The sequence below is a fragment of the Butyricicoccus sp. OF10-2 genome, assembly GCF_003481925.1.
GTDB lineage: Bacteria > Bacillota > Clostridia > Oscillospirales > Butyricicoccaceae > Agathobaculum > Agathobaculum butyriciproducens.
This window is the reverse complement of sequence record NZ_QUMC01000004.1, coordinates 1-19,723: the sequence shown is the minus strand read 5'-3', so window position 1 is coordinate 19,723 and position 19,723 is coordinate 1. Positions and strand designations below refer to the sequence as shown.

Annotated in this window: 16 protein-coding genes and 1 pseudogene; 5 read left to right on the top strand and 12 right to left on the bottom strand. The window is 51.4% G+C overall.

Annotation, left to right across the window (positions count from 1 at the left end; all coding sequences use genetic code 11):
* Positions 1–571: 571 nt before the first annotated feature.
* The 5 genes and pseudogenes from DXB00_RS03385 to DXB00_RS03360 form a co-directional block, all read right to left on the bottom strand.
* Positions 572–1,153, bottom strand: coding sequence for a xanthine phosphoribosyltransferase (locus tag DXB00_RS03385; RefSeq protein ID WP_118479573.1), 582 nt, complete (start codon positions 1,151–1,153; stop codon positions 572–574).
* A 110-nt stretch (positions 1,154–1,263) separates the two neighbouring features.
* Positions 1,264–1,875, bottom strand: a complete 612-nt coding sequence (locus tag DXB00_RS03380; RefSeq protein WP_118729598.1) for a toprim domain-containing protein — start codon at positions 1,873–1,875, stop codon at positions 1,264–1,266.
* 41 nt (positions 1,876–1,916) lie between these two features.
* A pseudogene (gene holA / locus DXB00_RS18105) lies at positions 1,917–2,923 on the bottom strand (DNA polymerase III subunit delta); the annotation flags it as partial.
* 3 nt (positions 2,924–2,926) lie between these two features.
* Positions 2,927–5,149: a ComEC/Rec2 family competence protein gene (locus tag DXB00_RS03365; RefSeq protein ID WP_118729596.1), complete on the bottom strand. Its 2,223-nt coding sequence runs from the start codon at positions 5,147–5,149 to the stop codon at positions 2,927–2,929.
* A 68-nt stretch (positions 5,150–5,217) separates the two neighbouring features.
* Positions 5,218–6,081, bottom strand: coding sequence for an AraC family transcriptional regulator (locus tag DXB00_RS03360; protein WP_118729595.1), 864 nt, complete (start codon positions 6,079–6,081; stop codon positions 5,218–5,220).
* A gap of 339 nt (positions 6,082–6,420) precedes the next feature.
* On the opposite strand from DXB00_RS03360, the gene DXB00_RS03355 reads away from it, so the two are divergent.
* Complete coding sequence (locus DXB00_RS03355) at positions 6,421–7,788, top strand: MATE family efflux transporter (protein WP_118729594.1); 1,368 nt, start codon at positions 6,421–6,423, stop codon at positions 7,786–7,788.
* Between the two features lie 294 nt (positions 7,789–8,082).
* On the opposite strand, the gene DXB00_RS03350 is transcribed toward DXB00_RS03355, so the two are convergent.
* Together DXB00_RS03350 and DXB00_RS03345 are read right to left on the bottom strand one after the other, a co-directional pair.
* Positions 8,083–9,267 carry a tyrosine-type recombinase/integrase gene (locus tag DXB00_RS03350; RefSeq protein ID WP_117492469.1) on the bottom strand — a complete coding sequence of 395 codons (1,185 nt, stop codon included), beginning with the start codon at positions 9,265–9,267 and terminating at the stop codon, positions 8,083–8,085.
* An 89-nt stretch (positions 9,268–9,356) separates the two neighbouring features.
* Positions 9,357–9,542 (bottom strand): helix-turn-helix domain-containing protein, encoded by a 186-nt coding sequence (locus DXB00_RS03345; RefSeq protein ID WP_110436195.1) that lies wholly within the window; start codon positions 9,540–9,542, stop codon positions 9,357–9,359.
* Positions 9,543–9,722: 180 nt separating this feature from the next.
* Here DXB00_RS03345 and DXB00_RS03340 point away from each other — a divergent pair, with 180 nt between their 5' ends.
* The gene (locus DXB00_RS03340; protein WP_117492470.1) at positions 9,723–10,922 is read left to right on the top strand and encodes an S-layer homology domain-containing protein; all 1,200 of its coding nucleotides are present in this window, start codon (positions 9,723–9,725) and stop codon (positions 10,920–10,922) included.
* A 53-nt stretch (positions 10,923–10,975) separates the two neighbouring features.
* Here the strand turns inward: DXB00_RS03340 and DXB00_RS03335 are convergent, their stop codons facing one another.
* The 4 genes from DXB00_RS03335 to DXB00_RS03315 all read right to left on the bottom strand — a co-directional run bounded on the left by DXB00_RS03335 (position 10,976) and on the right by DXB00_RS03315 (position 17,723).
* Positions 10,976–15,406, bottom strand: coding sequence for an S-layer homology domain-containing protein (locus tag DXB00_RS03335; RefSeq protein ID WP_158557315.1), 4,431 nt, complete (start codon positions 15,404–15,406; stop codon positions 10,976–10,978).
* A 170-nt stretch (positions 15,407–15,576) separates the two neighbouring features.
* Complete coding sequence (locus DXB00_RS03330; RefSeq protein ID WP_242988269.1) at positions 15,577–16,434, bottom strand: phosphoadenosine phosphosulfate reductase family protein; 858 nt, start codon at positions 16,432–16,434, stop codon at positions 15,577–15,579.
* On the bottom strand, positions 16,418–16,771 hold the full coding sequence (locus DXB00_RS03325) for a type II toxin-antitoxin system PemK/MazF family toxin (RefSeq protein WP_117492473.1): 354 nt from the start codon (positions 16,769–16,771) through the stop codon (positions 16,418–16,420). Before DXB00_RS03325 ends, DXB00_RS03330 begins: the two co-directional genes overlap by 17 nt.
* 712 nt (positions 16,772–17,483) lie before the next feature.
* The gene (locus DXB00_RS03315; RefSeq protein WP_117492475.1) at positions 17,484–17,723 is read right to left on the bottom strand and encodes a helix-turn-helix domain-containing protein; all 240 of its coding nucleotides are present in this window, start codon (positions 17,721–17,723) and stop codon (positions 17,484–17,486) included.
* A 180-nt stretch (positions 17,724–17,903) separates the two neighbouring features.
* Between DXB00_RS03315 and DXB00_RS03310 the strand changes: the two genes are divergently transcribed.
* The 3 genes from DXB00_RS03310 to DXB00_RS18100 are packed head-to-tail and all read left to right on the top strand — an operon-like array spanning position 17,904 to position 18,804.
* Positions 17,904–18,203: a helix-turn-helix domain-containing protein gene (locus DXB00_RS03310; RefSeq protein ID WP_199697250.1), complete on the top strand. Its 300-nt coding sequence runs from the start codon at positions 17,904–17,906 to the stop codon at positions 18,201–18,203.
* Positions 18,203–18,328: a hypothetical protein gene (locus DXB00_RS17625; protein WP_278278778.1), complete on the top strand. Its 126-nt coding sequence runs from the start codon at positions 18,203–18,205 to the stop codon at positions 18,326–18,328. Before DXB00_RS03310 ends, DXB00_RS17625 begins: the two co-directional genes overlap by 1 nt.
* 41 nt (positions 18,329–18,369) lie before the next feature.
* Positions 18,370–18,804, top strand: coding sequence for an ImmA/IrrE family metallo-endopeptidase (locus DXB00_RS18100; protein ID WP_110437197.1), 435 nt, complete (start codon positions 18,370–18,372; stop codon positions 18,802–18,804).
* Positions 18,805–18,834: 30 nt separating this feature from the next.
* On the opposite strand, the gene DXB00_RS03300 is transcribed toward DXB00_RS18100, so the two are convergent.
* The gene (locus DXB00_RS03300; protein WP_117555250.1) at positions 18,835–19,464 is read right to left on the bottom strand and encodes an ABC transporter ATP-binding protein; all 630 of its coding nucleotides are present in this window, start codon (positions 19,462–19,464) and stop codon (positions 18,835–18,837) included.
* Between the last annotated feature and the right edge of the window lie 259 nt (positions 19,465–19,723).

The following is a 19,723-nucleotide window of genomic DNA, read 5'->3' as shown; positions in this document are numbered from 1 at the left end:
AGGCGCACAAGAGGGTAGACAACCTGCAGTTTCCACCCTCTTGTGAATTACCCCTTTTCCCTTAGAGGGCTTGGGTGCAGATGGTAGACTGCGTAAGCGTAGAAAAAGAGGAACGACAGAGGATTTTTTCTACTTCGTGGTATAACACCTTTCCGCATTGTCGGCTGCATTACTGCTACACATATGGTTTACTCTACGCAGGCGCGGCATACCCATGCCGCGCAACACGTTTTCCGGTGCAGGTTATCCATCACCTGCGAGTAAAACTTCTGCTTATTGATGAATACTACTACCGTGGGGCGGCATGACCCCATGCCGCCTTGCAAACCTTTTGCACAATTTTAATTTATCGGCACGTGCCTGTAGGGGCGCGCATTGCGCGTCCTTTTTACCTTCTACACAATTTCAATTCCTTGACACATACTCCGTAGGGGCGGACCAATGTGTCCGCCCTGTGAACCGTTACACCAGTCGTTAAAACGGGCGCACACCGCTGTGTTATATCATTCCCACATTTGCGGTCACTCAAACAAAAAGGAGGCTGCACGCCTCCTTTTTTTCTCATATGCACTTACTGCTCCCGGAAGTGCACCTTACCGGTCTCAGCGTCCATGCCGTCCACGATAGCGAGCGACTCGAGCTGATAGCCCAGATTGCGGATAATACGGCCGCCCTGCTGGAAACCCTTCTCCACGGCAATGCCGATGCCCTCGACCGTACCGCCGGCCTGTGCCACGATGGAGATCAGGCCCTGCAGCGCACAGCCGTTTGCCAGGAAATCGTCGATAACAAGCACATGGTCATCCGGACCGAGGAACTTTTTAGAAACGATAACCTGATTCTTACACTTATGTGTAAAGGATTCAACCTCGGCAACATAAACCTCGCCGTCGATGTTGACACTCTGGGTCTTCTTCGCAAACACGACCGGAACGCCGAAATGACGAGCCACGATGCAGGCAATGCCAATGCCGGATGCCTCAATGGTAACGATCTTGTTGATCGGCTTGTCCGCGAAACGGCGCTTGAACTCCTCGCCCATCTGATCAAACAGGTTAATATCCATCTGATGGTTCAGAAAGCTGTCTACCTTCAGAATGTTGCCTTCCTTAACAACGCCATCCTTGACAATTCGTTCCTCTAAAAAGTTCATGCTGCCACTCCCTGTTTTTTGCTTTATTTTCATCAGCTCTGCAATAGCTGCACTTGGTATTTTATCATTGTACTATACTTCGACAGGTTTTTCAATCATTCGTGCGGAAATTATTCCTCAATTTTCTCCGCATACTGCTGAATGATTTCCGCAACCTGCTCATGCGTGCCAACGGCGTTGATAAACTCCAGCAGCGCATTTGCCGTCATGTGCGCAGGCAAATCCAGCGCGTGCAGAACGGCAGCGCGGCGCGCCGTGCTGTCCGATCTGCCGGACAGTCCCCACTCGTAAAAATCCGCCTTGGTGATGACCGGATGCACAGGTGTTTCGATTTCGTCCTGCTGTGCAAAGGTTGCACCCGCTCGGCGGAGCGCGTCCAGAATCACCTGCGGACGCATGCCCTCCACGCCCAGCTTGCCCTCCTTGGAGCCATGCCGCTTGCGGCGTTCCTTGCCCGCGATATCGGGCACATACGCCTGCTTGACGCAGCCCTTCGGCAGTGCGCCCTTGAGGTAATTGCGGATGACAAAGCCCGCACCGTCACTGTCGGTCAGCACGATGAGGCCGCGCGTTTCCGCGATACGGCGCAGCAGCTTGAGCTGGTCTTTATTGTTAAAAATGCGGAATCCGCCGCTTTCGAGCACCACGGTGTCCACCACCTGCCGAACGGTGTTCACGTCATACCGTCCCTCTACCAGAATCGCTTCCCTGATGCGCGTCATTTCTTTTCCCCCTTCAGCTCTGCCGCCATGGTGAGCAGCGTCAGCTCGATCTGCTTCTGCCGGTCTGCCGCGCCGCCCTTGAGTGCGGCATCGGTCTCCGCGCACAGCGAGGCCGCCTTTCGCAGCCAACTGAGCGGCACACGCCGTGCTGCATTCTGAATCTGCCTTGCGTAGTACGGCGATTTCGAGCCGATCATCTCCATCAGCTGTTTTTCGCCGCCGCGATTCTCCGCGCACAGCTTGGCGGCATACAGACGCTGAATATGACGCGTGATAGCAGTGAAGATCATGACCTCGTTGTTCTTCTGCGCGAGCAGCTCACCGACGAGTGCGACCGCCCGATCAAACCTGCCTGCGGTTACCGCGTCGGTCAGATCAAACACGACGGCATCCAGCACCGGCGAGCATACCGCGTCAATGTTATAGCGCTTGATAACGCCGGTTGTGGTATGCGCGGCTGCCTTTTCCATCTCACCGGCGAGGTTGGTCATGGAATTGCCGCACAGAAAGATCATGTACGATGCATCTCCCGGTTCGATCATGCAGCCAAGCGCTTGGCACGCCGCTCGAGCCACGCCACCAGCTCCTGCTCCTCCGCGTGTGCGAACTCGGCAAAGCAGGCGCGCTTCTCGAGTGTCTTGTACAGCTTGGTTCGCTTGTCCGGCTTGCCGTCCAGCACGTCGTAGTAGAACACGAGGCAGACGTACTCCGGCAGGTCGCTGAGCACGCTCGGCAGCACGTCTGCGAAGCCGGCAGGCGGCTTGAACAGGTCGAAGTCCTTGACGATGATGAGCTTTTTATCTGCCATCGCGGGATAGCTGTCAATGGCTTCGGTCAGCATTTCCGGTGTCAGGCCCTTGCCCTCGAACTCAATAAGATTGAAATCCGCAAAGGTCTCGTCCACCACCTTCTGCCGCAGCTGCCGCAGATAGTATTCCTTCATGTAGCTTTCCTCGCCCGAAATGATGTACAGCGTGGCAAATTCGCCGTTTTTCAGGTCGCGGATCAGCTGTGATTTTCCGTTTGGTTTGGTTTCTCTTGCCGCCATGTGTTACTCCTTTTTGAACTGCCGTGCGATCTCACCTTCCCTATAGGTGCTCTGCACGTCCAGTCCCTTGTGCGACCGCAGTCCCTTCTCCGAACTCGCCGCAATGATGATATGCTGTGCGCCTGCCGCTTCGGCGTACTGTGCCATGCTTTCGCCGCTGCTCAGATGGTTCGCGCTGATCACCAGCTCCGCTGCGGCAGGCAGCGTGTTTTTCTCTAAATAGGCCGATAGCTGTTTCTCGGTCGGACTGTGCAGAATCAGCACCTCGTCCGCTATGCTTACGGCCAGTTTTCCCTCGGTGATCGGGAAAATCTCCACCGGTGCGATCGGGTTCGCAAGCGTCACCGGCTCGCTTATCTCCCGCGCCTCACGCTCGTGCACGAAGGAAAGCAAATCGGCGTTGGTCTTGCGCTCCTGACAGCCTGCGGGCATGAGCAGTTCCCCAACCTCGACCGTTTCCATCAGCTCCGGCAGGTTGCGCGCATGTCCCTGATCGACCGCGGTCAGCACAACCGTATCCAGCCGCTTCAAACCATTCCAGCGCAGCCACTCGCGCACCTGACGCGCAGCATTCCGGTAGCTGCCGCAGTCGATGAGCATCGCGTGTTCGGTGTCGCTCAGCAGAACGGCCTGACCGCTGCCGCATGGCAGATACGTCACCGTATAGTGGCCGTTCTGGTACTGCACCTCGGCGATACACAGGCCGGTCAGCACCACAGCGAGACACGGCAGCACGGCTTTCCATTTGACGTGCTTTCCGGCAGTCAGCCACACGAGCAGCGCCGCGAACACGATGCCGAGCGCCGCCAGACCGAAGGTGTTGTTCGGGTGCAGCGTGCCGAAGCCGAGGTCCGCGATGGTATTCGCTGACCAGAGCAGATAGCTTATGAGCGGACGCACCAGTCCGGCGAGCATCGGCACAAGCGCCGGACAGACCGCTGCTGCAACACACAGCACGAACCCGCCCACAAAGCAGAGCGAAGTCACGCCGACCGTCATCAGGTTGCTGATGGGCGACAGCACGGACACCGCGCCGAACGAGGTCAGCAGAATCGGTACTGTAAATATCGTAGCGCAAACCGTGCAGCTGAGTGCGCTCGTGATGACCGCAAGCACCTTGCGCACGAGTTTCGGCGCACCGGCAAACGGCTTTTCGAGTGCATGCTGCAGCTTCCCTGCGAACAGGATAAGACCGAGCGTGGACGCGAATGAAAGCTGCAGGCCCACGCTTGCAATCGAGTACGGATTGACAAGCAGCAGAACAGCCAGTGCCATCAGCAGCGCGTTCAATCCGCCCGACCGGCGCCGGAGCAGAAATCCGCCTGCGGCCGTCAGGTACATCAGTGCCGCACGCAGCACGGACGGCGTGGCTCCCGCGACCGGCACAAACAGCAGCACCAGTGGGATGGACACAACCGTTCCCCACCGTTTGCCGAACAACAGCGTGCAGAACCCGACAAGAAAGCCGATGTGCAGTCCGGAAACGGCCACCAGATGGCTTAAACCGGCAATACGGAACGCCGTCTGGTCGGTGTCGCTCAGGTTTTTGCTTCCGCCGACCAGCAGTCCGGTCAGCAGACCGGCTTCGCGTTCCGGAAGGGCACGCTGCACCGCATTTCGGCAGAACCGTGCGATCCTCTGCGGCGCAAAGCGCAGGCTGTCCCGCTTGGAATCTAAGACCTCAAATTTTACCGGATTGTGCTCCTCGTCGGTCGCATACGCGCCCGCGATATAGCAGCCCTCGGACGCCTGATACGCCGCACGGTCAAAGCCGCCGAGCGTGTCCGGCACATAAAGTGTGGCCGCGGCACGCACCCTGTCTCCTGCCAGCAATGGCGGTTCGGTTTCCGGTAAGTAGCACCGCAGGCGAAACCGCCTGCCGTCTGCAGTCTCCGCCGATAGCAGCACGCGCTGGTCAGTATCGTACACCTCGGCATCCCGCAAGGCGGTCGCGGTGATCTCCTGCGTTTCGCCGGCTAAAGCACGAATGGGCGCGACCCGCAAATCCCGGAACACGGCAAAGCCGGTCAGCGCAAGAGCGGCAGCCGCCAGCACGGCAAACACAGTCAGCAGACACTTGTGGCGGCGCAGGAACACAGCCGCAAGCACCAGCAGAAGCGCAATCGGCGCGGCAATGCCAAGCTGCACCGGCAGCTCCAGGCAGACTGCCGCGTACAGCGCGGCAGCCATCGGCGGCACCAGATAAACCAGAGGGCGTTCTCGCATACGGGTCACTCCCTTGCCTTTTCTACTATTATAGCAAAGACCGGAACGCACCGCAACCGCAGACCGCCTTACAGCGTATTTCTGCGGAACCGGGTCGGTGTTGCGCCGGTTTTCTCGGTAAAGGCTGTAATAAAGTTGACCTCACTGCGGTAGCCGACACGGAACGCGATCTCCTTGACCGAAAGCGACGTGGACTGCAGCAGGGCCTTTGCCTCGTCAATCCGGTGCAGCATAATGTACTCGTGCGGGGAAAATCCGGTCGTGCTGCGGAACAGCCGCGAGAAATGCGACGGACTCAAGCTGACCGCGTCCGCCACCTTCTCCACGGATAACGATTCAAACAGGTGTCCTCCGATATACTTGACCGCCTGTGCAATGGCATCGTTTTTCCGGTCGGGTCCCGCCTGTGCCGGAAACAGCAGCGCGCACAGGATTCGGTAGATGCGCTGCGAGCGGTCCAGCTCGGTCATATCGCCGGTGCGCAGACCGGAAATGATCTGTGCCAGCTCCTGCTCGATGCGTAAATTCGCCGGCGGCGTAAGCACCTGCCTGCCGCCGCGGAACGCGAGTATCTGCTCGAAAAATGCCTCCGCGTTTGCGCCGTCAAAGTGAATCCAGAGCGCTTCCGCGTCGCCCTTGGTATAAAAATGATGCGGTCTGCGGCAGTCCACCAGTCCGATCTGTCCGCGCTCGACGCAGTAGAGCTGGTCGGTCTCAAAGTACATCGTACCCGAGCGAACGTAGGTCAGAAAGAGATTCTTGTGGCTCTCCAGATGGGCGATGTCGCAGCTGTCGAGAAAATTATACCGCGCATCGTAGTAATAATGTCCCACGCGGGTGACGTAGTAAAACAGCCGCCGAGCGGTCGCAGACGGCGTTGAGAAAAATCGTTCCGAGCGCGACAGCACACCCGGCTCACTGAAAACCTTCACGGCATTCCCTCCTCTGCTTTCTATGATAGCACAAAATATGAATAGATTGCAGTATTTTGTTATTGCTAAATCAAAGAAAATTCGGTATGCTGTTAGCAGAAGTAAAAAAGCTGAACCGGAACGATAGATATTGCGGTCTGTCTCATTTGGTCGGCTTTAGGTAACACCGCATAATTAAACAAGAGCGATTTGTGAGGAATTTTGCGTGCTGATTAGGCGCGGCTTTGCAGCAATACTTTGTGTATTGCAAAAAGTCGGAACGACATCAGCGCACAAAATTACCGCAAAGCGTCGCAGTTTAATTATGCGGTGTTGCCTCCACAAAAAGGGGTTGTTGTAATGATAAAGGAAAAGACGTTTTATAAATCCTTTATGGTGCTGGCACTGTCGCTGGCGCTGCAGAACCTGCTCACCTACGGCGTAAACCTGATGGACACCATGATGCTCGGCCGGTACAGTCAGGATGCCATGGGCGGCGTAAGCCTGTGCAATCAGGTGCAGTTTCTGCTGCAGATGCTGGTCGTCGGTGCAGGCGAGGGCGCGGTCGTTATGGGCTCGCAGTACTGGGGCAAAAACAAGCTGGAGCCGATCCCTCACATCATCGGTGTGGCTTTGCGCTTCGGCGGTACACTGGCGGTGTTGATGTTCGGCATTGTACTGTTCTTCCCGCACCAGCTGCTGTCGCTGCTGTCCAACTCACCGACGGTCATCGCGGAAGGTGAAAAGTATTTCCAGATCATCTGCTTTACCTATATTATCTTTACAATAACCAATATTCTGGTCGCGTCTCTTCGCTCGATCGGTGTAGTAAAGATCGGCTACATGATCTCGGGTTCGACGCTCATCATCAACGTGTGCCTGAACTACTGCTTGATCTACGGCCACTTCGGCTGTCCGGAGCTGGGTGTGCGCGGTGCGGCTATCGCAACGCTGGTTTCCCGCTGTGTGGAGCTGCTCATCGTCATTTACTACCTGAAGTTTAAGGAGCACAAGCTCAATCTGAGCCTGCGCAAGCTGGTTCACATCGACACCAGCTATGTGCAGGATTACATGCACGTTTCCCTGCCGGTGCTCATCAATCAGGCGCTCTGGGGCGTAGCGCAGATGGTACAGACCGGTATCCTCGGCCATCTCGGCGGCGATGCCACGGCTGCCAACGCGATTGCAGTGCAGGTATATCAGGTTCTGTCGGTTGTCTGCTATGGCGCCGCGTCCGCATCCGGCATTGTGGTCGGCCGCACCATCGGCGAGGGCAATCAGCAGCGGCTGCATCCGCTCGTACATACACTGCAGGTCCTGTTCGTCTCCATCGGACTGTGCTCGGGTCTTTTGATCTTCCTTCTGCGCGTACCGATTCTTGCGCTGCTCGGCGGTACGCTCACCGAAACGGCGTACAAGTATTCTCTGCAGTTCATGATGGTGCTCGCCATCACAACGGTCGGCACCTCGTACCAGATGGCATGCGATAACGGCATCATCCGCGGCGGCGGCGACACCAAGTTCAGCGCCAAGATGAATATCATCAGCATGTGGCTTATCGTCGTGCCGTTCTCGGCAATGGCAGCTTTCTGGTGGAAGTTCCCGCCGGTTGTCGTGTTCTTCCTGCTCAAGTGGGATCAGCTGTATAAGATCATTCCCGTGGCTATCCGCCTGCACAGCTGGAAGTGGGTCAAGAAGGTTACGCGTCCGGATACCGCGGAAGGTTAAGCCAACACCGCACAATTAAAGCAGCGGCGCTTTGCGGAAATTATGCGGTATTGCCTTAAAATCGAATTTATCCTACCTCTCTCTTTGGAGCTCGCTGTAAGGCGGGCTCCTTTTTTCTGCACCGGGTTTCCGGGGGATTTTCGCTTGCGAAGCGAACGGAACTGCGCTGACGCCGCGCGGGCGCACAAGAGGGTAGACACCTGCGGTTTTCCCCCTCTTGCACCCTTAAACGCCTATATTACTGGGCTTTAAGTCGTTTTTTCGAGAGGCGTACACCAATGTTACACCTTTTCGCTACATAGCTTCAAGAACGTCTAACGCTGTCAGCCGTTCCTGTTCCATAGCGTGAATGTAGATATTATATGTGGTGGAAATACTGGCATGCCCCATCCATTTGCTTACTACGCTGATGCTTACGCCAGCATTTAACGCACGGCTTGCAAAAGTGTGACGTAGCTGATGGATCGTGAGCGGCTTGTCTATCCCCGTGTGCTTCAACATACGCTCAAGTAAATTGTGCATACGGTTATTAGTGAGGAAGCCGCCTTTTTGCGAACAGGCAACATATTTGCTTTTGATGCCGCATTGCCTGTAAATCATCTGCAATTCCCTAAGTGCGTTGATTGCTTTACTATTTAGTGGGATAATCCGGTTGCTGCTGGATGTCTTAGTGCCTTTTACCTGTAAGGTGCTTTTGGACGTATCTTTTCCGGTATCCCTGTTCTTGATCTTTGCCAGATTTTTATTTATGGATACCGTCTTGCTTTCAAAGTCAATATCAGACCATTCCAGCGCAAGCAGTTCACCACACCGCAGGCCGGTATGCAGCATAAATACGATCAGGTTTCCGTGAACAAAAAGCGGACGGCCTGTACCATACTTCTCTCTGGCTGCTTCCTCCAACCGTTTAACCTCTGCATCCTCTAATATCAGCATTTTCCGCTCTGGCTTAAACTTGCTCCGTTTTGCCATGATAACATTTGCCATTGGGTTTTTAAGAATGTCACCCTCAGTATAGGCATGTTGGAAAACCTCAGAAAGTATCTGCCGGATCATCTTGACGATAGTATAAGAATATTCAGTGCTTTTCTGGTTTAACAGTGTTTGAATATCAACCGCTTTGATATTCCCAAGTTGGAAGCCGCCAAGCGTCGGCTTGATATGCGTGTAATAGACAGACTCCAACCGATCAAAGCTGGTATTCTCCACGGCTGCGGCCTTGAAAGTATATAACCATCGCTCAATATAAGTGCTAAGCAATACTTTTCTACAATCCGTAATGCCATGCACTATTGTTTTCTTAAATTCACGCAATTTCCGTCTTGCTTCCGCTTCTGTCTTACCATAGACATAACGCGGTTTCAACATCTTTTCGTCCTTATATTTGCCGACCCAGCGGCCATCTTTCCGCTGATATACACTACCCTCCCCATATCCGCGGATTCTCTTAACTTTATTGATATTTTCTACTGTATTCATGCGTATCGCTCCTATCAAATAAACAGGGGCGGCAGCATAAACAGCTAACGCATATATTATAACGCCGTCCCTCTGTAAAGGCAATTCAATCAGTAAAATATCTCTTTCCCTTTATTTGCTTCAAACCACCGGTCAAGTTCACGTTCATTCGTCAAATAATCCCGTCCCACTTTCACCACAGGCAATACGCCTGCTTCCAGCAGGCATTTTAGCTTGGTTTTGCCAAAAGGGAACAACTCAAGCAAATCGTCCTGCGTCAAAATTTTATAATCCATAAACCACAGCCCTCCTGCGTATTGGTTATCATCTATGCAGCAACAATTTACTGCATCTCGTTTGCAATTCAAAATCCCCACATGGTTTTTGTGCGCCATGCCCGCTACCGGAACGGACAGCAACATGATATAATGAAACCATGATAAACTTTTCTGTTCTTTATTGTGGGGTATGACTTTATGAAAAAAGAAATCACATCTATCTTGTGTGCGGCAGCTATTACCTGTTCGGCAGGCGCCGCCAATGTTTCAAACTTTTCGGACGTCCGTCCGTCGGACTGGTATCACGATGCGGTCAACTATGTTTGCGAAAACGGGCTGATGAATGGTACATCGGATACGGCGTTCAGCCCGAACGCAACTACCAGCCGCGGCATGATCGTGACCATCCTGTACCGACTGGCAGGTTCACCTGATATGCCCGAAAGCAACTGGGGATACCCCTATGCAGACGTAGATACAAACGCCTATTACAGCGCGCCTGTCTACTGGGCGCGCATGAATGACCTCGTTACCGGGTACAGCGATACGCAGTTCGGCCCGAATGATGCGATCACCCGCGAGCAGCTTACGGCCATCCTGTACCGCTACGCGGACCACCTTGGCCTTGATACAGATACCGGCTTTATACCAGATAAATACTATGATTTCTCGGACTATCAATCAGTTTCCCGTTACGCAACAAACGCCATGAGCTGGTGCGTCAACAAGGGCATTGTCAGCGGCTCGGACGGAAAGTTAAATCCGCACGGGACAGCTACTCGTGCCGAAGTCGCAACAATGCTGATGAACGCGGAAAACATCTTGGACGCAAATGAACCGACGGAGCCGGAAACACCGGTTTCACCAGACGGACAGCCTGTGCCGGATGATACCGACAACGAAACCGCAGACGATAACCAGACCGTAACAGATGAAATCAGTCTACGCCCTATCGGCAAATCTGCGGTAGACGAGTACGGCGGCTATTGGGATTATGACCTGTCCAATGCCACCTTTGACGCCATCAACGACCTGCGCGAAGAAAACGGTTTGCCACGTCTGACTTACTCGTTGAAAGTACAGGAATGGGCGGACACTCGTTCCCGCGAAATCTGGATTGTTGACGAACGAGACGGGGATATTTCTCATACAAGACCGGATGGCTCGGTGTTCGCATCTGTTGGTTATGGATGCAATGCTGAAAATGCACTCATAGGTTTAATTACAACCAATGCGCAGGAAAACTTAAACAAATGGTATGGCTCACAAGGTCATCGAGAAAATATGCTCAACACCCGTTCAAAAACTACTGCTGTCTCTGCCTATGTCCAAGGTGAGAAAGTGTACGCTTTGCAGCTTTTTGATAAACTAACAATAACAGAATTAAATAATCGGTAAGCAAATCCCTCGTTTCACAACGAAACGAGGGATTGCCTTTTCCTATAAAATTGTTAAATCCAATACTCATTCCCGTCTGTGTCAAGCACATAATCGTGTTCGTGCGAGACTTCAGTAATCAGGTCCTCAGAAGAACCACTATCCGTGAAATATTGGATATGGCCGCTGTAAGCCGAGGTATCCGGGTCGGTATCCCGTCCGGTAAGCTGGCAAATCAGCTTGGCAAAATTCAGGCGGGACACATCACCGCTGAGCCCTGCATTCGTGCCAGTGATATACTTCACAAGCGTATTAAGCTGTTCCGAGGTAGCCCAGATTCGCAGATAGCCTTTTTCCGAAACCTCATAATTGATTTCGTAATCAACATCTTCGGTCATTTTCGTTGTGTCGAATACGCTTGCGGGCAGCACACCGATAGAGACAAAATATTTTGCTTCTTCGGGGATGCTGAACTCGTAGTCCGGCACCGTCACCGTGCCACGGTCCAGCCACGTGTTCCCGCCGTTGGAAATCAGACGATATGCTACGATGCACGCTTCTTGCAGTGAAATACGGTCTGCGGGTCGCCACATATTTTCGTCATAACCATTATAAAGCTGATAATGAATATCAGTTATCAAATCAGCAACTGAGCTGATAATTTCAACTTCCGGCGACTTTCCGATAGCATTGCCGTTATCGCCCTCTCCGGTCGCATAGTTGACGTAGGTCTTGCCGCCTGCATCGTTCTTAAAGCGGACGGTAAGCAAAATTTTATGCGATTGGCCGGGTGCAATGTCACCCAATTCCAGAGTGAATGCCTTGCCTGAAAAACTCCATTTATTACTTAGGACTCCGTTCACATAAACATTGTTTTGCAAAACAGGCGTTACCACAGAGGTATCCAGCGTATCTTTCAGCACGACGTTTTCCCACATTATATCACTGTGATTTCCAACAATAACCGTAAATGTTGCCGTTCTGGATACTTCGTCGGCATCCTTACTTACATCAACCACCGTCTTATCCACATCTTTTGTGACATAGAAGCCGGTGGCATCATTAGGGTTTTGCGGCTCAACCTCCGGTACGGTTACGCCGTCATCTGTTGCCGTGCCGATGCCGTTATCGCCGGTCACATCCACGCTGTTTTGAAGGGTCGTACCGGCCGCTGTGTCAAGTACCTGCACATCAAAGGAGATTACTACGCTTTCGCCTGCAGCCAAATCACCCACCAGCACGGACAGCGCGTTACCGTTCAGCTTATGCAGCGCCACCTTACCATCCAGATACACGTTGCCGATCAACTTCACGCCAGCCGGAAGCGTGTCGTATGCCACGACGTTTTTCCACGGCGCAGTAGCCTTATCGCCATTTTTGACCGTGATCTCATAGGTGAACATATCGCCAATATCAGCTTTGGTCACGCTCGCGGACTTAGTTACAATCGGGTCGGCTTCGCCCTTGTTGATCTGCACGCCTGCATCCGGAAGCGGCGTTTGCTCGTTGCCATCCGTCAGAATAGCCGTATTGACGATAAATTCGCCCTGCATACCCTCGTCTACCGTCACATCAAAGGTGTACACCACCTGCGTATCCGGTGCGATTGCGTAAGGCGTGAGCGTCAGCGTGCGTGAAGATGAATCGTAGGAATATTCCGTCGTTGCCTGACCGTCTTTCTGGACGTTGCCTGTGAAAGTCACACCATCCGGCAGAGCATCGGTCACGGTAACGCCGGTCCAGTCCGCCGTTGCCATTGCGCTATTTTCCAGCGTGATCGTGTAGGTGATTGTATCACCCACGCGCGCGGTCATTTTATTGGCTGACTTTGCACCCGCACGGCCGTCCGGCGTGCCGTTCTCGATGGTGACGCCGTCATCCGTGTCCTCCGTATCCGGCGCATTGCTGCCGGAAGCGACCGCCGTGTTCTCAATCATCATGCCGTAGGCATCACTGTTCACCAGCACATCAAACGAAATAGTTTTCGTCTGGCCGGGGGCGATCGCATCCAGCGGAACAGAAAGGGTTCGGTTTTCATTGTCATACTGATATACCGTTGAGTAGCCGTCCACTGTGACGTTGCCGCGGAAGGTCAGGCCATCCGGGATAGCATCCCGCATCACCGTGTCGCGGATATTTACCTCTGCACCCGCACCATTGGAGACTTGTACCGTGTAGGTCAGAGTATCACCGACACGAGCAGAAGATTTATCAACACTCTTGTTGATGGACAGGTCGGTCATACCGTCTGCAACGACAACGCCGTCGTCCTTGTCCTGTACCGGCTCGGTGTTGTCCGAAGTCAGGGTGGCAAGGTTCTGAATCGTCGTATTGTAGGCATCTTCGTTGACGGTCGCCACAAAGGAAACCGTGCGGCTGGTATCCGGCTCAATGCTGCCGACGTTTACCGTCAGCAGGCGGGTATTTTCATCATAGGTGAAATCACTCGTGCCGCTGCCGTCCAGCATGACCGAGCCGTACTCGAACGTCAGGCCAGCTGGGATAACATCAGTAACGGCCGCATTTTCTACGGGTACAGTCGCGGTCTCGCTGTTAGAGAGCGTCAGAATATAGGTGATCTTGTCGCCGACCTTGGCAGAGGACTTGTCCGCCGACTTCTCAATGCTGGGGCGGGCTTTACCGTCACCGATGGCAACACCGTCGTCTGTGCCCTCGGTGTCCGAAATATTGTCACCGGACATGACCGCAGTGTTGTAAACTGTTTTGCCGTAGGCCGATTCATTGACGGTCGCTGCAAAAGTAACCGTCGTTTTTGTATTCGGTGCAATTCTGTCCAGCGGCACGGTCAGGGTACGGGTCTCGTTATCGAATGAATAACCTGTACTTACACCGTCTACCTGCACGCTGCCGTCCACAAAATCCAGTTCCGCCGGGATAATGTCGGTCATGGAAGCGTTTTCGATTTCATAAACGGCACCCTCTGCGTTGCCGAGCGTGACGGTATAGGTGATCTTATCGCCGACCTCGGCGGAAGGCTTGTCCGCACGTTTTTCCACATAGGGCGCGGTGTCGCCCTTGTTGATATAAACACCGTCGTCTGTGTCCTCATACTTGCCGGTTTCGCTACCGCTTTCATCCTTAACGATACCGTTTGCGCCCTCGGCGACTGCGGTGTTGTAGATCGTCTGGTTGTACATATCGCTGTTCACGGTTGCTTTGAAAGTGACTGAAACCGTCTGACCTGCGGCAATGTCGCCCAGAGGGACAGAAAGCAATCCGTTTTCAAACGAGTGCTTTGCCGCCTTGCTTTCTACGTACACGCTGCCATCCGCGAAAGTCAAGCCGTCCGGAATTTCGTCGGTGAGGACGACTTCTTTCCACGCGGAAGAAGCTGCTTCATCATTCGTCAGCTTCACCGTATAGGTCAGGGTATCGCCTACATTGGCGGTTTTGGCGTTCGCCGTCTTTTCAATGGACGGGATCGCATCACCGTTCGTGTACTGATAAACGATCGTGCGGATATAGCCGCGGTACTCGTATGCCGGGATGACCTTGGGTGAACTTTCTTCCTTGCCCGCTGTGGTGACAGTTTCAGCAAGTTCCTTGCCGTTCTGGTCTATGAATTTTTCAACGATGATGTTGTAAATACCGTCATTGTAGCTGAGGCCGTGCCATTCTTCCGCGCTGTGCGGAATGCTGGCTTCTATCAGATCGCAGTAACCCCAGTGATTCTCAACCAGATCATTGTACGGACATTCGATGCCCAGCTCTTTCAGCTTGTCCAGCGTGACGTTACGGTTAATCATACCGTTTACCAGCCGCACGACCTCGGCACGGCTGATCGGCTCATCCGGCCGGAAACTGCCGTCCGGGTAGCCCTCTACCCAGCCAGCGTTTGCGGCTGCATTGATATAGCTGTACGCCCAATGGCCGTTGGGAACGTCGTCAAAGAGATTGCCGCCCTCGTAGTCCAAATTGGCGAACCGCGCCGCCATGACGGCAAACTCCGCGCGGGTGACGGGCGCATCCGGCGAGAATTTGTGTTCATCCGTGCCGTCTACAATTCCAATGTTATACAGCGTTTCGACTTCTTTGTAGAACCAGTAATCCGTCTTGACGTCCTCGAACGTGCCGTTTGACATGCGGCGCTCAAACTCTGGATACTCGCCGTCATAGAGACGGTAAAAGACCGTAGTTGCTTCTGCACGGGTCATGGAAGCATCCGGCCGCACGCTTTCGTCCGGGTAGCCGACAATATAAGTCAGATCCTTATGGGAGTAGACGTACTCGACGTTTTCCGTGTAATCGACGTAGGTGTAGTTCTCGATTTCCTGCGGCTGCCGTTCCTCATGTGTTACGCTATATATCTCTTGCTCGGCAATCTCCTTGCCGTTTTCCGCGTCGATATACTTTGCCGTTACTTCGGCAAGCGTGCTGGTGCTGTCCGACGCGGCAAAGGCCGTGGCCGGAAACGCCGACGCAGACAAGAGCAATGCCAGCCCCATCGACGTAAGCCGCTTGAGCCGTTTCTTCAAAAAATCCATTTCCTCATCCCTCCATCTCAAACTTATTTCCAAACCGATACTGCATGGATTAACCATGCACCGAGTAGCACACTGGAACCACCCCCTTGAAATTTGGCGTGTATATAATAAAACCGCGCGGGAATCCGCACGGTACATACCTGGGCTCTATCCGTCAAAGCCCTCAATCTTCATTTGTCCCTCGATATTCCGGTCCTGCATCCACCAGCGGAATATATCCTCGCCAGTTGTCCCAGCACGCCATGTGCTGTCGAGCTTGCCGCGTGCAACACGTTCTTCGAGCATTCGCTCAAAGGCACGGATGTAGCGCGCTGATACGTGGGATACCGGCCGAACTCAAACAGACGCATTCGACGTCCTGCCATCGGGCAACCCACACAACCGACCCTATGGAAGCCGCACGAATACAGCGGATTTATCGGTATTCTCTCAGCATGGATATACGACCACACATCATAGTCCGACCAATCCACAATGGGATTGCAGACCCGCTTCGCCTGCAATTTGCAGCTCTCGAACAAAAGGCGGGTATCTGCATTATCGTTGTTGATAATGACCTTTTTGCTGAGATCGTGCGGCATACTCTCGTAAATGCCGCGTTTGGTACGGCGGCTGGCGCTTTCCGCCCAGCGGACACCCGTCGTAATCATGCGGCCAGCGCCGCCGCTTTCTTTCAGCACCGAACAGCAGTATCTTACTGTTCTTGTGGGCGGCATCAGCTTTTGCGGTATAAGCATCCACATATTGACCGGTACGCCCTTGTAAGTCGGGTAATTGACAGTACATTTCACACCGGCGAGCTCCAAACGCCGGAACTGCTCGCGCACGTGGTATACAGTCTCCGGTGCATCCACGCTGGTATGGTTGTGCATGACCTCATAGCGGATACCGGAAGCGGCGGCAAGGTACAGGCATATATCGCTGTCTTTCCCGCCACTCACTGTAATAATCAATGGCTTACCGTAATAGGCTTCGCTCATTTCCGCTGCCAACCGCAGACGGGCGATTGCTCTATGTTCTAAATCCATCCGTCAGCCCCAAACTGCACATCACACTTTCATCAATCTTATTCAATGTCTCTTTATCCATTACACCGACAAAATTCCCCAGTCGTGCTTTATCTACTGTCCGTATCTGTTCTAACAACACAACCGAATATTGCGGCAAGCCCTGCATACAGACGGGCACATGAGTAACAAGATGCTTGTCCCGATGCAAATTGCTTGTAAGCGGCGCTACAATCACCGTAGGCGAGTATTTGTTTCCAATATCATTTTGCAAAATTACAACAGGACGCACGCCGTCCTGTTCTGAACCAATAACAGGACTGAGATCAGCCCAAAACACATCACCACGTTTATACATTTATTTCACTCCCACTCCAAACACTGAACTTTTGGAATTAAAAAACTTTCCCGTATCGTAGATACCGTCCTGCCAAAGAACGAAGCACATACCTGATATTCTGCTACAATGAACCGGTCGTCCGGATGGACAAAGATAACAGTAGCAGGTACGGTCTTACGGCAACTGGTTTTTGCCCAGATACAATCTATGATTGCGGGCCGCACTAATACACGTTCGCCAACCTCGTATTTATGTTTCTTTGGTTGGATTTCCCAATCTGGCATTTCATTCACATCCTGTCTGCTTGTTGTGATGTACGCGCGACAGACAGTAATCTCCCGTCTGCCGCAAAACCTTAAAACACTTTAGACACATCCTTTCCTGCTGCCAAGCCTATTTGTTCTCAACGCCCCGGCTTGTGGGGAAGCAGACAGATGATCGCTGGCGAACGATTCCATAGGCCGTTTTACCTCTGCGTGGTTCTCACATCAGCCGCCCCCATTGCTTGTGTCTGTGGCTGGGCGGAAGTCTCATTATCTGTCTGCGTGTCGTCGCTTTACGGGTGCCGCCCCGTATTTCGTACCGTCATGGTTTACCGCTCTGCCGGACTTGTCCGGCGTCCCCGCGCATGGGTACCGCAGCTCGGCGCAAACAGTTTTGTATCTGCTGCCTGTATATTCAATTTTCAAGGTGCATATGTAATCCGCTTTCCTTTTTCAAAAAGTACATTTTATTGGTCTTTCCTTTTGGTATAATCACCCTGAACAGCGATGCCAAGTATTTCGCATATCGCATCCACGATTTTCGGCGTCGCAAGCTGTCCGGTTTCGATTTTGCGAAGATAGGAGCGGTCAAAATATAACCCTGTGTGCCGCTTGACTTCTTCGATCAGCCAGCCTTTGCTTTGCTCAAGAGCAATAAGCCGATGGTTAATTTTTTTACCAAACGAGCAAAGTTCCCTTTTTTTCATGGTCAACTACTTCCTTTCTATTGACATTTACATAAAAGTGTAATATTATATATTTGTTCTATAAATTACGTTTTAGCGAAATCTATGAGTGAATTATATTATTCTGTCGCGTAAGTGTCAACGTGTAAAATTTCGTTTTTACGTAATTTTGGCATATACTACAAATGGACGGGTGATTTTATGTCAGAGTTGTACAACAAAATAGCTGCATTGTGCGCGGAAAAAGGAATTACAGTTACAGAGCTATGCAGGCAATGTAAAATAAGCCGTGCATCGCTGTCCGATCTCAAAGTGGGACGAAAGAAAAACCTTTCTACTAAAAACCTTTCAAAAATTGCCGATTACCTAAATGTGCCGATTGAATTTTTACTTAACATGGAGCAAAAAGAAACGCCCGTCCTGACAAGGCGGGACGAGCGTGACATAGCAAAAAGACTGGATATGATTTTAGGTGATCTTGCGACGCCGAAGCAAGCCTGATGTTTGATGGTGAGCCAATCGACGATGAAACGCGGGAACTCCTGCGCATTAGCCTGCAAAACCAGCTTGAAATTTCCAAACGGATTGCCAAGCAAAAGTTTACTCCAAAAAAGTACCGGAAATGAAATAGAGGTGCTGCATATTGTCAATAAAGCATAAGGTCGATATGTTATGCCGAAAATGTGATACCAGAGACCCGTTCACAATCGCTGCAAAACTCGGTATTCGAGTTCTCCACGAACCCCTTGGAAGTATCAGAGGATATTACAGCCGCACACACAGAATCAAGTTCATACATATCAATCAAGACCTTTCAAAAGAGCGACAGCGGCAAGTATGCGCGCACGAATTAGGACATGCAATCTTACACCCGAAAAGCAATACACCATTTCTGAGAGCAAACACGCTCTATTCTGTAAACAAGCTGGAAACAGAAGCGAACCGTTTTATGGCGCTGCTGTTGCATCCAGCAACTGAGATTCAGGACTATGCTCAATGCGGCTATACTCTTTATCAAATAGCCGATATATGCGGACTAACGCCGGAATTAGTAGAATACATTATAACCACTTATAACAGAAATGATGCCGCCTCATCTTGAAGCGGCATTATCTTTATGATATTTTTGCTATCAGTTTAATATGCATCCATCCTGTAAATGGATAACTTGATTACAGACTGACATTATATCTTCTTGATGATGGGAAGTTAAAATGATTAATTTTCCCTGTTCTTTGTATTGAAGTAATATACTTCGCAAAATATCTACCGACTCTGCATCAAGCGCATTGAATGGTTCGTCAAGAAGAAGTAAGGAAGGATCCTCCATAATTGCTTGAATAATTCCTAATTTTTGTTTCATTCCCAAAGAATATTTTTTTACAATCTGCTTGGAGTTGAAATTTAATCCGAATTTATCCATATAATGCTTAATATCATCATAAGATATTATGTTTCTTATCTCTGCAAGTAATTTTAAATTCTCTAACCCGCTAAGATATGGTAATAGTTCAGGCTTTTCAATAATGATTCCTATATCAGGCGGGAAAGATATATCTTTATTCAAAACTTTGCCATCTACAGTAATAGTACCACGATTTAAACAGATTAGCCCTGCTATAGCTCGTAGAAGCATTGTCTTTCCACTACCATTTTGTCCAACAATCCCATAAATATTTCCACTTTTAAACTCAAAATTTATATTATTAATTACAAATCTGTGATCAAGTATTTTTGTAGCATCTTGTAATTTAATAAGCATAATATCCTCTTTCCAACACTATTATCATTTAAAGGACATCCATATTTTTGGACGATTTTCTTCCAAGATAATATGTAACACTTATCCAGCCGGCGATAACTAAATAACTTATTATAGTATCTCTAAATAACCAGCTAAAAATCAAATATATATTAATTGGGAAAAACTTATTTAATAGTGGAACAATCGAAAAAATTTCTGCAGTAAAAAAAATATAAGACTACAATATATGATGCTGCCATATATTTTTTCTTGCATT

Excerpts from the sequence above, each read along its gene's own strand:
- DXB00_RS03385 (WP_118479573.1), bottom strand. The coding sequence starts at position 1,153 with ATGAACTTTTTAGAGGAACGAATTGTCAAGGATGGCGTTGTTAAGGAA.
- DXB00_RS03380 (WP_118729598.1), bottom strand. The coding sequence starts at position 1,875 with ATGACGCGCATCAGGGAAGCGATTCTGGTAGAGGGACGGTATGACGTG.
- DXB00_RS03365 (WP_118729596.1), bottom strand. The coding sequence starts at position 5,149 with ATGCGAGAACGCCCTCTGGTTTATCTGGTGCCGCCGATGGCTGCCGCG.
- DXB00_RS03355 (WP_118729594.1), top strand. The coding sequence starts at position 6,421 with ATGATAAAGGAAAAGACGTTTTATAAATCCTTTATGGTGCTGGCACTG.
- DXB00_RS03350 (WP_117492469.1), bottom strand. The coding sequence starts at position 9,267 with ATGAATACAGTAGAAAATATCAATAAAGTTAAGAGAATCCGCGGATAT.
- DXB00_RS03345 (WP_110436195.1), bottom strand. The coding sequence starts at position 9,542 with ATGGATTATAAAATTTTGACGCAGGACGATTTGCTTGAGTTGTTCCCT.
- DXB00_RS03340 (WP_117492470.1), top strand. The coding sequence starts at position 9,723 with ATGAAAAAAGAAATCACATCTATCTTGTGTGCGGCAGCTATTACCTGT.
- DXB00_RS03335 (WP_158557315.1), bottom strand. The coding sequence starts at position 15,406 with ATGGATTTTTTGAAGAAACGGCTCAAGCGGCTTACGTCGATGGGGCTG.
- DXB00_RS03330 (WP_242988269.1), bottom strand. The coding sequence starts at position 16,434 with ATGGATTTAGAACATAGAGCAATCGCCCGTCTGCGGTTGGCAGCGGAA.
- DXB00_RS03325 (WP_117492473.1), bottom strand. The coding sequence starts at position 16,771 with ATGTATAAACGTGGTGATGTGTTTTGGGCTGATCTCAGTCCTGTTATT.
- DXB00_RS03315 (WP_117492475.1), bottom strand. The coding sequence starts at position 17,723 with ATGAAAAAAAGGGAACTTTGCTCGTTTGGTAAAAAAATTAACCATCGG.
- DXB00_RS03310 (WP_199697250.1), top strand. The coding sequence starts at position 17,904 with ATGTCAGAGTTGTACAACAAAATAGCTGCATTGTGCGCGGAAAAAGGA.
- DXB00_RS17625 (WP_278278778.1), top strand. The coding sequence starts at position 18,203 with ATGTTTGATGGTGAGCCAATCGACGATGAAACGCGGGAACTCCTGCGC.
- DXB00_RS18100 (WP_110437197.1), top strand. The coding sequence starts at position 18,370 with ATGTTATGCCGAAAATGTGATACCAGAGACCCGTTCACAATCGCTGCA.
- DXB00_RS03300 (WP_117555250.1), bottom strand. The coding sequence starts at position 19,464 with ATGCTTATTAAATTACAAGATGCTACAAAAATACTTGATCACAGATTT.